10 protein-coding genes are annotated in these 12,961 nt (G+C 35.6%); 3 read left to right on the forward strand and 7 right to left on the reverse strand.

The genetic code is table 11. From position 1 onward, the window contains the following. The first annotated feature begins 2 nt into the window (after positions 1 to 2). Both ACFIQE_RS03560 and lpxB read left to right on the forward strand, forming a co-directional pair. Entirely contained in the window at positions 3 to 875 is an 873-nt protein-coding gene (locus tag ACFIQE_RS03560; protein WP_375629630.1) for an LpxI family protein, read from the forward strand. Beyond that, a complete protein-coding gene (gene lpxB, locus ACFIQE_RS03565) occupies positions 868 to 2,064 on the forward strand; it encodes a lipid-A-disaccharide synthase (RefSeq protein WP_375640927.1) in 1,197 nt (398 codons plus the stop codon). The genes ACFIQE_RS03560 and lpxB overlap by 8 nt, the downstream gene beginning before the upstream one ends. 20 nt (positions 2,065 to 2,084) lie before the next feature. Here lpxB and ACFIQE_RS03570 read toward each other — a convergent pair whose 3' ends face one another. From ACFIQE_RS03570 to gltX, 7 genes are all read right to left on the reverse strand, one after another. After that, positions 2,085 to 2,858 carry an amino acid ABC transporter ATP-binding protein gene (locus tag ACFIQE_RS03570; RefSeq protein WP_375620787.1) on the reverse strand — a complete coding sequence of 258 codons (774 nt, stop codon included), beginning with the start codon at positions 2,856 to 2,858 and terminating at the stop codon, positions 2,085 to 2,087. Positions 2,859 to 2,937: 79 nt separating this feature from the next. After that, positions 2,938 to 3,645: an ABC transporter permease gene (locus ACFIQE_RS03575; protein WP_375620788.1), complete on the reverse strand. Its 708-nt coding sequence runs from the start codon at positions 3,643 to 3,645 to the stop codon at positions 2,938 to 2,940. Beyond that, positions 3,642 to 4,364 (reverse strand): ABC transporter permease, encoded by a 723-nt coding sequence (locus ACFIQE_RS03580; protein WP_375620789.1) that lies wholly within the window; start codon positions 4,362 to 4,364, stop codon positions 3,642 to 3,644. The genes ACFIQE_RS03575 and ACFIQE_RS03580 overlap by 4 nt, the downstream gene beginning before the upstream one ends. Positions 4,365 to 4,443: 79 nt before the next feature. Then, complete coding sequence (locus tag ACFIQE_RS03585) at positions 4,444 to 5,196, reverse strand: transporter substrate-binding domain-containing protein (protein ID WP_375620790.1); 753 nt, start codon at positions 5,194 to 5,196, stop codon at positions 4,444 to 4,446. A 468-nt stretch (positions 5,197 to 5,664) separates the two neighbouring features. Then, positions 5,665 to 6,417, reverse strand: a complete 753-nt coding sequence (locus ACFIQE_RS03590; protein ID WP_375620791.1) for a transporter substrate-binding domain-containing protein — start codon at positions 6,415 to 6,417, stop codon at positions 5,665 to 5,667. Between the two features lie 707 nt (positions 6,418 to 7,124). After that, positions 7,125 to 8,420 carry a citrate synthase gene (gltA, locus tag ACFIQE_RS03595; protein ID WP_375618359.1) on the reverse strand — a complete coding sequence of 432 codons (1,296 nt, stop codon included), beginning with the start codon at positions 8,418 to 8,420 and terminating at the stop codon, positions 7,125 to 7,127. Positions 8,421 to 8,681: 261 nt separating this feature from the next. Continuing rightward, positions 8,682 to 10,112 carry a glutamate--tRNA ligase gene (gene gltX / locus ACFIQE_RS03600; protein ID WP_375640925.1) on the reverse strand — a complete coding sequence of 477 codons (1,431 nt, stop codon included), beginning with the start codon at positions 10,110 to 10,112 and terminating at the stop codon, positions 8,682 to 8,684. Positions 10,113 to 10,222: 110 nt separating this feature from the next. On the opposite strand from gltX, the gene ACFIQE_RS03605 reads away from it, so the two are divergent. Next, the gene (locus ACFIQE_RS03605) at positions 10,223 to 12,481 is read left to right on the forward strand and encodes a ComEC/Rec2 family competence protein (RefSeq protein ID WP_375707270.1); all 2,259 of its coding nucleotides are present in this window, start codon (positions 10,223 to 10,225) and stop codon (positions 12,479 to 12,481) included. The last annotated feature ends 480 nt before the right edge of the window (positions 12,482 to 12,961 follow it).

Genomic DNA, 12,961 nt, shown 5'->3' on the forward strand with positions numbered 1-12,961 from the left:
AAATGCCTATTTGGGGAGCCAGAAGTTTTCTTTCCGGCCGTACTGCTATTATAGCAGGAAATGGTGTTCTACCGATTACTGTTGCGCAGACTCTTGAGAAGAATGGAGAAAATCCTTTTCTTGTGCTTTTGCATGGTGAGGCAGATTCTGTTCTTTATCGCTATGAGCATTGCGAGCTATCAATTGTAGAGTTAGCACGACTCGTTAAAATTTTAAAAGAGGCTGGTGTATATAATGTTGTTTTGGCAGGTGGTGTAAAAAAGCGTCCACTTCTTAAACAATTGCGACTGGACTGGACAACATTTTTAGCTCTTCCTAAGTTAATCGGAGCTTTGAAGAGGGGAGACGATGCATTATTAAAAGCTTTTATACGAGTTATTGAAGCACATGGTTTTTGTGTTATCGGTGCTCACGAAATAGTCCCAGATCTTTTAGCTCCCATAGAATTTAATTTAACAGTACGGCGCGCTACTCCAAAAGAGAAAAAAGATATTTTTTTAGCAGTAGAAGCAGCAAAGCTTTTAGGTCAATTAGATATCGGGCAAGCCGTTGTCGTTGTCCAAGGAAGGGTGGTTGCTCTAGAGGGCGCTGAGGGAACTGATAATATGTTGTGGCGTGTTTGTGAAATGCGAGAAAGAGGGCAAATTCCCCTTAAAGGTGGCATTCTTGTAAAATGCGCAAAACCACAACAGGATAATCGCGTTGATTTGCCATCAATTGGGCCCGCGACAATAATGAATATTGCAAAGAGTGGTTTATCTGGTGTTGCGGTGGAGGCAAATAGAAGTCTAATATTATCAGTGAAAACAACAATAGAAAAAGCCAACAAATATTCTTTATTTATAGAGACATTTGAAAAGTTTGGTCATGAATAATTGTTTCTTAAAGATTGCAGTGGTTTCAGGTGAGGAATCTGGTGATTTACTTGGGGCCGATCTAATTTCTTGTTTATCACAACAGATAGGATGCAATATTCATTTGATTGGTGTTGGGGGGAGCCATTTAAAGGCATTAGGCTTAAAAAGCTTTTTTGATTCCCATGATATTGCTTTAATAGGTTTAAAGGAGGTGTTGAAAAAACTACCATTGTTGTTGCTACATATTCGCAATTTATCCAAATTTATTGCACAAGAACAACCTGATTGTTTAATTATTATTGATAGTCCTGATTTCACGCATCGTATTGCAAAAAAGGTACGTGCTTTAGCGCCTTCTATTCCTATCATTAAATATATTGCACCGACCGTTTGGGCATGGAGGCCAGAGCGTGCGAAAGCTATGTGTGGATTTGTTGATCATGTTTTAGCGGTTTTTCCTTTTGAAGAAAAGATTATGCAAGATTTGGGAGGCCCTGCCACGACTTATGTTGGACATCGTCTTTTGACATATCCTCCCCTTTTGAGAGTTCAGTCAGAAAAAAAAAGCCAATTAGAACACAGAAATTTGATCGATACACAAACATTATCGCCTACATTAGTTATTTTGCCAGGATCACGCAATTCAGAAATTCGTTCCTTAATGCCTATTTTTCGAGAAACAGTAGAGATTCTTGTACAACGTATTCCTCATTTACGTATTATTTTACCAACCTTACCTCATTTGGTAGATAGAATCTGGGACTTTGTGCAGGGCTGGAAAAGCAAGATAGAAATTGTAGTTGGTGAAGATGAAAAATGGCGTGCTTTTGCACAAGCAGATGTTGCTCTTGCTGCACATGGAACTGTTTCACTTGAATTAGCCTTAGCAAAAGTTCCTATGGTTCTTTGCTATAAACTTGATTTCTTTTCTAAAATATTTATTTTTCCTAAAATGATGTTATGGAGTGCTGCTCTTCCAAATATTATTTCTGATAAGCCTATTGTTTCGGAATATTTGAATGAATTAATCCGTCCTGGCATGTTAGCAAGACAGGTAGAACAACTTTTGGCTAATCCTTTATTGCGACAGGCACAACTTGATTCCTTTGAGATGGTAGAACAGAAAATGAAAACTGAAGTACCATCGGGGGTTGTTGGCGCACAAACAATTATCACTCTTTTAAAAAGCAGGAATAAAATTGTATAAATAAAGCAATATTTTAATGATTAATATTTAATTTTAGCAAGAAAATTACAAGCACGTTGGCTTTTAGGATTGGTAAAAAATTCTTCAGAGGCTGTATCTTCAACAATTTTTCCATTTTCTAGAAAGAGTATTCTTTCTGAGACTTTACGTGCGAAGCCCATTTCATGGGTAACACAAAGCATTGTGATCCCTGTATCGGCCAATCGAGCCATCACTTCCAAAACTTCTCCCACACTTTCTGGATCAAGGGCAGAGGTTGGTTCATCAAAAAGCATGACTTCGGGTTCCATACAAAGTGCACGGGCAATCGCAACACGTTGTTGTTGCCCACCAGAAAGTTGTAAAGGATATTTTTCACAGTGTTTTTCAATACCAACATGCGTTAAGTAACGAATTGCCCGTTCTTTTGCTTGTTGTTTGGAAAGGCCCTGAACTGTCATAGGTGCTAAAATACAATTTTGTATAACGCTCATGTGGGGAAATAAATTAAAGTTCTGAAAGACCATTCCTATCTTACGAAGAACATTTTTTTGCTGTTGTATAGGTGCAGTATGGATATCAACGTTATGGATACAGATTGAACCTTTTTGTGCTTGTTCTAATTGATTAATACAACGAATTAACGTTGATTTTCCTGATCCGGATGGTCCACAAATAACGATATGTTCACCAGCTTGAACATTAAAGTTGATATCATGTAGGACCTGAAAGTTTCCATACCATTTATTTAGATTTCGAATAGAGATCACTGGTTTTTTACTGGGAGAGATCGATTTATTATTTTTCAAATTCATCTTATTTTATTCTTTCATTGATGAAGAACTTGATTAATTTAACATTTTGGTTTGGTAAAGTTTTTTATGATCATTTTATTTACCGTAAATGTCGAGTGAGGCGCTGCTCGATAAAAACAATAAAACGATGAATGAGTTCAACGATAAAGAGATAGATAAGAGCAGCCCAAACGTAAACTTGAAAATCGAAAGTCCGTGAATAAGCGAGTTTAGCAACCCCCATTAAATCATAAACAGTAATAAGTGAGGCAACAGCACTGGATTTAATCATTAAAATCAACTCATTTCCTAGGGGGCGTAATGCTACAATCATTGCTTGTGGAAGAATAACTCTAAAAAATGTGACAGAGTTGCTTAAACCTAAAGCTTTTGATGCTTCGCGTTGTCCAGTTGTTACGGATAGAAAACTTCCTTTAAAGATCTCAGATTGGTAGGCAGCAGAATTGAGTGTAAAAATAAAAAGACAACAATACCACGCGTTTTGAAAAAACCACCATAGCCCCACCTGTTGCCAAAAACTGTTCATTGAACCAAGCCCATAATAAAAAAGAAAGAGTTGAGCTAATAAAGGAGAGCCGCGGAAAAAATAGACATAAGCATTTGCAAAATATTGTAAAAATGTATTCTTTGATAGACGTGCAAAAGCGATAATCATACCCAAAAAAAGACCTAGAGAACAAGAAATAGAAACAAGCTCAACAGTAATAATAAAGCCATTAATAAATTTTGGTCCATAATGGCTTAAAAGATCAGGATTAAAAAGGAAATAAAGCCACTCAGGAATCATTGACCTAGCACCTTTTTATAGCCTATTTGAGTGTATGTTTCCAAATGGCGTAAGATTGCAGTAAAAAACGCTGAAAATAACAAATAGAGTAAGCATGCTATAAAATAAAATAGCATGGGTTTATTGGTAGCAGCGACAGCTAAATTCGTTTGTCGCATGAGGTCAACAAGCGCGATTGTAGAAACAAGGGATGTATCTTTCAGTAAAGTAAGCCAATTATTAGAAAGTCCTGGTAAGGCATTTCGGATGAGCTGAGGAAAGACAATACGAAAAAATGTGGTTGTTCGCGAAAGACCTAAAGCTTTAGCCGCTTCATATTGACCTTTATCAAAAATATTAAATGCTCCAAGCCAAACTTCACAAGAAAAAGCTGCAAGAACCATACTAAGAGCAAGAACACCAGCAACAAAAGCATTGATACTGAACATGATTTCAAAATTAAAATAGTCAAATAAATTTTGAATAAGGCTTTGTAATCCGTAGTAAACTAAAAACAGAGTTAAAAGCTCTGGTAATCCACGAAACACCGTTGAAAAGAGACGTGCTAGAGCTTTAGCTATCTTAATATTGGATCGAATCATTACTGCATTGAGAAGTCCTAGAGGAAATCCTAGAAGGCCACAACATAACGCCAATGACAATGTCATTCCTGCACTGGAAAGTATAACCGCTCCCCATCCCCCATTGCTAAATGATAGCAATGCTAAATTTTCAATCATTCTTGTGTTCCTCATGAAAGAGTTAGATAATATTTTTTAGCAATAACCAACGGGTTTCATTTAAATATCATATTGATATTTAATAAACATCACTTGTAAAATATTTTCTCATAATTTTCTCATAAGTTCCATCCAAACGAATTTCTTTTAGCGCCTCATTGAGCTTATTTTTAAGATCATTATTATTTTGACGGACTGCAATTGCAACAGGAAATCTTGTTTCTTCTAGAGTTCCTAGGAGGGAACAGCAATCTTTTCCTTCATTTTTAAGCCAATTTAATGCTTGTAATTTATCAACAATAATCACATCAAGTCGATGATTTAAAAGATCACGATTCACTTCGATTGTGGAAGGATAGAGTTTTATTTTCACCTCTTCAGAGGCAAAATGATCTTCTGCATAGAAAGCTTGTGTTGTATTGGATTGCACACCAAGATTTTTACCTCTAAAATCTTTTGTCGAGATTTCTTTAATTCCCGAAGCTTTGGTAACAATAACAGCCAGTGCTGTATCGTAGTAAGGATCTGTGAAGTCAATTTTTTGTAAGCGATCTTGTGTGAGAGAGAGGGAAGCAATGATAGCATCATATTTTTTTGCAATAAGTCCGGGGATCATTCCCTCGAAGTCTTGTGTGACAATAGTACATTCAATATTCATTTTTTTACAAAGTGCGTAAGATATATCAATATCAAATCCTTGCAGTTTGTTATTTGAGTCAATATAACTAAAGGGAGGATAGGTGCCTTCACTCGCAATTTTTAATGTTTTCGCATCAGCCAATTGGGTGAATAGTGCAGCGCTTATTATAAGAGCTCCAGCTAATAGTTTCATGATGTTCTCCTATTGGATAAGCGGGCAATATGAAATCATTATGTTTTTATAATCTGTAAGCTTTTTGGGAGCAATTCAAAAATTTATTGATGTTTATTTTAGATCATTATGTTGGACATTATTGATAAAAAAAGAATAAATATCTTATTGCTTGTATGATAGCTTAATTTTCACGAAATATTTGATTTGAATCATTTCATGAGTCAAAACTGCGGATTTTTTTTGAAAATAAGGCTATTAAATTTGAACATAAAGAAAAAATTAGATTTTGATACGATAAAAATACAACCTTATTGTTGTCATTAGATTCTACAAAATGTTTAGCTCTCAAGGAGCAATTAAAAGTTATTTTGATAAATGTAAATTTTCTTATAAAAAAGCCGAATTTCTAATTATATCTGCATGTCCAATAAAGATTTAAAAAATACTCCTTAAATATACAGATTGAGTTTTAATTCATAGTGCTATCTAATTGATATCGAAAGTAAAATATTTTCTCATAATTTTCTCATAGGTTCCATCGGCGCGGATTTCTTCTATTGCTTTATTAAAACTATTTTTAAGATCATTATTATTTTGACGGAGTGCAATTGCAATAGGAAAATTTGTTTCTTCTAGAGTTCCCAAGAGGTGACAGCAGTCTTTTCCTTCATTTTCAAGCCAATTTAATGCTTTTAATTTATCAAAGATGATGATATCAAGCCGATGGCTTAAAAGATCACGATTAACTTCTGTTGCTGTAGGATAAAGTTTGATATTAACTCCTTCAGAGGCATAATGATCTTCCGCATATGCAGCTTGTGTTGTATTTGATTGTACACCAAGGTTTTTACCTCTAAAGGCTTGTGTTGAGATTTCTTTAATTTCCGAACTTTTGGTAACGATAACAGCGAGTGCTGTGTTGTAGTAAGGATCTGTAAAATCAATTTTTTGTAAGCGCTCTTTTGTAGGAGAAAGGGAAGAAACGATAGCATCATATTTTTTGGCAAGAAGACCGGGAATCATCCCCTCAAAGTCTTGTGTGACAATAGTACATTCAACATTCATTTTTTTACAAAGCGCATAAGATATATCAATATCAAACCCTTGCAGTTTGTTATTTGAGTCAATATAACTAAATGGCGGATAAGAAGCATCGCTTGCAATTTTCAGCGTTTGAGAATTGGCCGATAGGGTAAACAGTGTCGCGCTTATTATAAGAGCTCCTACTAATAATTTCATTATGTTCTCCTATTAGATAAGCTGGCAAATATGAAACCATCATGAATTTTTATAATCTGTAAGCTCTTTTGGAGCAATGTAAAAAATTTATCTGTGTTCATTTTGCTATCATTATGCTGAATATCATTATCAAAAAAATAAATTCTTTTTATCAAGTATAGGAATAAAAAATATAGGAAAGAAGGTCACCTCTTATTGATTATAGGGTGATTTTTAATAATTTTATTTAAAAATCAATAATTTATCTTTAAAAGAAAAACTATCAACTTAAATACAAAGAAAATTTCAGCTTTTAACAGAACAAAATGTAAAAGTGTTTTTATTCTAATTAGAGAAGCACTTAATGTAAGCTTTTTGCAATTTTATCTGAAGAAGATAGAAAGAAAAATTCTGACATTGCTAGATTTTAATATGTAATAAGGCTTTTAAACATGGGGGAATGATAGGGAATACATTTTCATTAAAGATAATGAGGATTATAAGGTAAACTTTTCAATTTCTTTTTGCTAAATGTTTGGCTAATTCGCAGAAGAGTATTCTCAATTTCTTTACAGAGCTAAAACTTAGAATTTTTTAGTAAATTTTTATGATGATGTTATCTCTGTAGAAAGAGTTTTAAAATCACGTTTTATAAAAATTCTTAAAGGATGTTTTTTGATTACTCTCAATAAAGCTTCAGTAAATTGAAGCTTTATTGATTTCTTTTTTTAATTTGCACGTTCATCTATAGGAACATAGTCACGCATAGCATAGCCAGTGTAGAGTTGTCGAGGACGACCAATTTTTTGTGCAGGGTCTTCAATCATTTCTTTCCATTGTGCCACCCACCCGACACTGCGCGCCAATGCAAAAAGGACAGTAAACATTTCAGTTGGAAAACCTAGAGCTTTTAATGTAATGCCGGAATAGAAATCAACATTGGGATAAAGCTTTTTCTCAATAAAATATTCATCACTTAAGGCAATTTTTTCAAGCTCTATTGCAATATCAAGAAGAGGGTCATCTTGAATGTTGAGTTCTTTTAAAACTTCATGACAGGTTTTTTGCATGATTTTTGCACGTGGATCATAATTTTTATAGACACGGTGCCCAAAGCCCATAAGGCGGAAAGGATCATTTTTATCTTTTGCACGTGCAATAAATTCAGGAATTCTTTTAATAGAACCTATTTCTTGTAGCATTTTTAGGCATGCTTCATTGGCACCACCATGTGCTGGTCCCCAAAGGCATGCAACACCTGCTGCAATACAGGCAAACGGATTAGCACCTGAGGATCCAGCAAGACGTACCGTAGATGTAGAAGCATTTTGTTCATGATCTGCATGAAGGGTAAATATTTGATCCATCGCCCGAGCAAGCACAGGGTTTGTTTTATATTCTTCACAAGGAACAGCAAAACACATATGGAGGAAATTTGCAGCATAACTAAGATCATTACGTGGATAAACAAATGCTTGTCCAATACTGTATTTATAGGCCATAGCAGCAAGCGTTGGAACTTTTGAGATAAGACGAACAGAAGCAATCATTCTCTGGTGAGGATCTGTAATATCAATAGAGTCGTGATAGAACGCAGACATAGCGCCAAGGCAGGCAACCATGACGGCCATAGGATGAGAATCACGACGGAAGCCATGGAAGAAGCGTGCAAATTGTTCGTGGACCATGGTATGCTGCATAATACATCGATCAAATTCATTTTTTTCTTGCTGTGTTGGGAGTTCACCATAAAGTAAAAGATAACAACTTTCGAGAAAGTCTCCTTTTTCAGCCAATTGATCAATAGGATAACCACGATAAAGCAATATGCCTTTATCACCATCGATATAAGTAATTTTTGATTCACAAGAAGCTGTTGAAGTAAAACCAGGATCATAAGTAAAAATATCGGTTTTTTTATAGAGAGAAGCAATTTCAATGACTTCAGGTCCACTCGTGCCTTTACGCAAGGGAAGCTCTACTTTTTTATCATTCACAATAATATATGCGTTATTCTCAGACATTCGGTATTCCTTTCAGATCCTTCACTTCTAAAAATTAAGACTCTGCTTCATCAGAGTGGGGGATGTATAACTGAAGCTTTTCTTACTTATTTAAGGGTAGATTGCCTCTAAAAGTGAGTACATGCAATCTAAAAATATTTCCTTATTGATCATTATTACTCAATAAGAAATGTATTTCAATGATATAACATAAAAAACTCTTTTAGGGCACGTTGAGATATCTGTATAGACCCTTATTTGAGGAAATATACTCAGTGTCCATCATGGGTATATTGTTGTGATAAGTTGGTCCTTGATGCGATGAAGGGATTCATTGCGTCCTAATAAAATAAGAACATCCAAAACACCTGGTGATGTTGCACATCCTGTAAGAGCTGCGCGAAGTGGTTGGGCGATAGATCCAAATTTGAGATTCTGTGTTTGGACAAAAGAGCGAAGTGTTTCATCTAGAGTTTTTGTATCCCAAGAGGGGCACGCTTTCAGAGCAAGATAAAGATCGTTTAAAATGGTTCGTCCATTTTTATCTAAGAGCATTTGAGCTTTTTCATCAAGTTGTAAAGGTCGTTGCGTAAAAATGAAGGAGGCATTGTCAATCAGTTCGCACAGTGTTTTTGAACGTTCTTTCAAATGCGGGATTGCTTTTAAAAATTGAACACGGCGTTTTTCATCAAGTCTTTCAATAATTTGTGCTCCCCTATCGGTTTCTGGTAGAATATTAAGAGCGGCATCAAAAAGTTCTTGATCATTACTCATACGCATATAGTGTCCGTTGATGGAATCGAGCTTTTTGAGATCAAAACGAGCAGCACCTTTGTTAATATCCTCAATATCAAACCAAGAAATCATATCTTTAAGGGACATCAGTTCGTCATCACCATGACTCCAACCTAAACGGACAAGGTAATTGCGCAAAGCAGCAGGAAGATATCCCATTGTTCGGTAGGCATCAACACCGAGCGCACCATGTCGCTTTGATAATTTTGCACCGTTTTCACCATGGATAAGAGGAATATGGGCCATAACAGGAATGTCCCATCCCATTGCTTTAAAGATAATCGTTTGTCGGGCTGCGTTGGTAAGATGATCGTCACCACGTATAATATGTGTGATGCCCATATCATGATCATCAACGACAACAGCATGCATATAGGTAGGCGAACCATCAGAACGCAAAATAATGAAGTCATCGAGATCTTTATTAGGAAAACGGACATCACCTTGAACAAGATCATGTACAATCGTTTCTCCATCTTGAGGGGCTTTGATGCGAATAACAGGCTTAACATCTTTAGGAGCTTCAGAACTATCACGGTCACGCCAACGTCCATCATAACGTGGTGGGCGCCCTTCTGAACGGGCTTTTTCACGCATTTCAGCTAACTCCTCAGGTGAAGCATAACAATAATATGCTTTGCCATTCTTGACCAACTGTTCAGCGATTTGGCGGTGACGTTCTGCACGTTCGAATTGCGAAATAGGGGCGCCATCATAACTAAGACCCATCCAGTGCAAGCCATCTATAATGGCTTTTACAGCTGCTTCTGTTGAACGCTCTCGGTCTGTATCTTCAATTCGTAAAAGCATTTTTCCACCGGTATGTTTTGCATAAAGCCAATTAAAAAGAGCAGTACGAGCACCACCAATGTGAAGGAAGCCAGTGGGTGAAGGGGCAAAACGAGTAATAACAGACACGAATATTTTCCTTTAAACTAAGATATTACTTATGGAATTTTATAGAAAAGTCATGTTAGCATAAGTGATGGGGCGTGCAATAGCCGTATTGCGAGTTAAAGTGGGGACTGATGTTTTATAAAAGTAAAGAGGGTTTATCCGAAAAATCTGTTACAGAAAGAAAAAAGCCATGTCAGATAGGGCAGAGTGTTTTTTCTAGGTATGATGATGCAAAGAACAGTAGCTATAATCAACAAAAACTTTTTTTATTGACACTCTTAAAAGAAGTAATCATTTTTTTTCGCAAATGGTTAGAAGATTGTATTAATAAAGAAGTTTCTTTTGGTATCCTTTTTTCGCTGATTTTAGTCTTTTTTGCCCTAGGAATCATTTTCTATTTTCATTTAGAGTGGGAACCGAGTTGGGGACAATTGGGGGCGTTGGTCAGTATTTTTCTGGGAATATTCTATGTAGCACGTTTTTATCGAAAAATATCGATTCCCGTGGGGTTTCTGTTTTGTATTATATTGGGTGCTTTAGCGGCAAAAATAGAAACGTGGCGTATTGCAACACCCATGCTAAGCAGTGACATTGTCACTACATTGACGGGAAGAATTGTTTCTATTGAGTCAGGTGCCAAAGGAGGATTTCGTTTAGTTTTGGATATTTTGAATACAGAAAATCCCGTATTACGCCATAGTCTTCATCGTGTTCGTTTATCGGCAAGATATTTGCCATCTGGCTTAGCGATTGGTGATGGATTGCATGGAAAAGTTAAGATTCGTGCATTCTCTGGGCCGGTGCGTCCAGGAGGCTACGATTTTAGTTTTCATAATTATTTTAAAAGAATTGGAGCACAAGGCGTTTATTTAGGAAAACCAAGAAAAATATCCGTTTCGCAGCCTGATGGAATATTCGCTATCATTCTACAGAAAATTGAAAATTTACGCACGAAGATGACACAAAGAATCCGTATAGCCCTTGAAGGAGAAAAGGGGAGTGTTGCAGCTGCCCTCATAACAGGGCAGCGTGCTGGTATTTCAAATGAGACAAATGAAGCATTACGTACAGCTGGATTAGCTCATATTTTATCAATATCAGGTTTACATATGGCGTTGTTAAGCGGCATAGTTCTTTTGAGTATCCGTAGTTTTTTAGCATTTTTTCCAGTTTTTTCTTCCTATTATTCCAGTAAAAAATTTGCTGCTATCGTTGCTTTTATGATAACAGCTTTTTATTTGTTATTGTCGGGCTTAGCAATATCAGCGCAAAGAAGTTTTGTGATGATTGCTGTTATGTTGGTTGCTATATTGTGTAATCGCTCTGCTATAACAATGCGTAATTTTTCCATTGCAGGGTTGATAACTCTAGCGATGACACCCCATGAAATATTAGGTCCTAGCTTTCAAATGTCTTTTTCTGCGACTGCTGCTTTGATCGCTTTTTTTGATTGGTGGAGTGGAAGGTCATTTTTTCTTAAAAGAAAAACAACTCCCTCTTATGTTGGAGGAGGAGTGATAAATTTTGTTTTCTTATCGATGCTTTCAACATGTGCTTCTTCCTTTGTTGCAGGGAGTGCAAGTGGAATTTATGCTGCTTATCATTTTTCTAATATGGCATCGTTGAGCATTATCAGTAATGCTTTTGCTTTGCCTGTCATCTCAATTTTTGTCATTCCCTTTGGATTAATCGCAGTTCTTGCAATGTTAGGAGGATTCGAATGGCTTCCTCTTCAAATTATGGGTTTTGGAGTTGATCTTGTAATAAAGATTGCACATGCTATCAAGGCTATTTCTCCTGATTTGAATCCTGGTTTTATGCCGTTATCAGCGTTAGTTTTATTGAGTATAGGCTTGGTTGGACTGACTTTTTGCAAAACACCCATCCGGCTCTTTTTTAGTTTGTTTATTTTGGCAGGTATTTCTATTTGTGTATTGCATTCACCTGTACAACTGATTATAGCAGATAATATGCGCCTCGTGGGCGTTATTCATGATAAAAAATTATATATTGATCGTTACCATATTTCTAAGTTCACGACATCCATATGGAAAAAGTCATTTCGTGTGAATGAAACGATTAAACCAACAAAATATGGTCCTTCGTTGCACGGACAATTTATTTGTGATTATCATGTATGTACATCTTTATTGGATAATGGATTAAAAGTGATCGTTTTACAGAGAGAAACAGATCAATGTGTAGAGGCAGATATTCTCATTCAGACATTTGTGATGCATAATCCAACTTGTTACAAGAAGGCAAAAATAGTATTTATACCTCAACAATTGTTATCACGAGGAAGCGTTATGATGACCAAAGGTGGAGATATTATTTGGTCTTCGCTAGGGTTTCATAGACCATGGAATATGCACAGACAGCATTCATAAAAACATATAATCAGTCATATTTTGCTTCACATTTGGATAATGACAAAACAAAAAATAACAGAAGACTTTTCTCATAATATTTTACGGTATTTAAATTGGTAAGTTTATCAACGTTATTGAAATGAGATAATAATCTACAGTTTTCTAGAAATGGATGATTTTTTATATCTGATCATTTTAATTTTTTCAAAAAAATTGATATGTGCATCTTTGTGCATCCTATTGATAGCACAAAATAAATCAAAAATTCTTATTGAATGAGAAAAATGCTAACAAATATTCTCAAAGAAATAAAAAAGATAATTGTTGATTATTCTATTTTATTCTTATCATATATTTCTATAACGAGTAACATCTCTTCAAGCAAGAGATGATGGTCAATTTAAATAGATTGCGTCAAGAGGTTATCTTTTATTATCATTATTATCGGTGGTAATAGGGGTGATAAATGCTGCTTATACGGATAGAAGGCAAAGTCAT

The sequence above is a fragment of the Bartonella sp. AA1HLJMS genome, assembly GCF_042197445.1.
Classification (GTDB): Bacteria; Pseudomonadota; Alphaproteobacteria; order Rhizobiales; family Rhizobiaceae; genus Bartonella.

What these genes read in the sequence shown, in the direction of transcription:
- ACFIQE_RS03560 (WP_375629630.1), top strand. Translation starts at nt 3, where the DNA reads ATGCCTATTTGGGGAGCCAGAAGTTTTCTTTCCGGCCGTACTGCTATT.
- lpxB (WP_375640927.1), top strand. Translation starts at nt 868, where the DNA reads ATGAATAATTGTTTCTTAAAGATTGCAGTGGTTTCAGGTGAGGAATCT.
- ACFIQE_RS03570 (WP_375620787.1), bottom strand. Translation starts at nt 2,858, where the DNA reads ATGAATTTGAAAAATAATAAATCGATCTCTCCCAGTAAAAAACCAGTG.
- ACFIQE_RS03575 (WP_375620788.1), bottom strand. Translation starts at nt 3,645, where the DNA reads ATGATTCCTGAGTGGCTTTATTTCCTTTTTAATCCTGATCTTTTAAGC.
- ACFIQE_RS03580 (WP_375620789.1), bottom strand. Translation starts at nt 4,364, where the DNA reads ATGATTGAAAATTTAGCATTGCTATCATTTAGCAATGGGGGATGGGGA.
- ACFIQE_RS03585 (WP_375620790.1), bottom strand. Translation starts at nt 5,196, where the DNA reads ATGAAACTATTAGCTGGAGCTCTTATAATAAGCGCTGCACTATTCACC.
- ACFIQE_RS03590 (WP_375620791.1), bottom strand. Translation starts at nt 6,417, where the DNA reads ATGAAATTATTAGTAGGAGCTCTTATAATAAGCGCGACACTGTTTACC.
- gltA (WP_375618359.1), bottom strand. Translation starts at nt 8,420, where the DNA reads ATGTCTGAGAATAACGCATATATTATTGTGAATGATAAAAAAGTAGAG.
- ACFIQE_RS03605 (WP_375707270.1), top strand. Translation starts at nt 10,223, where the DNA reads ATGTTTTATAAAAGTAAAGAGGGTTTATCCGAAAAATCTGTTACAGAA.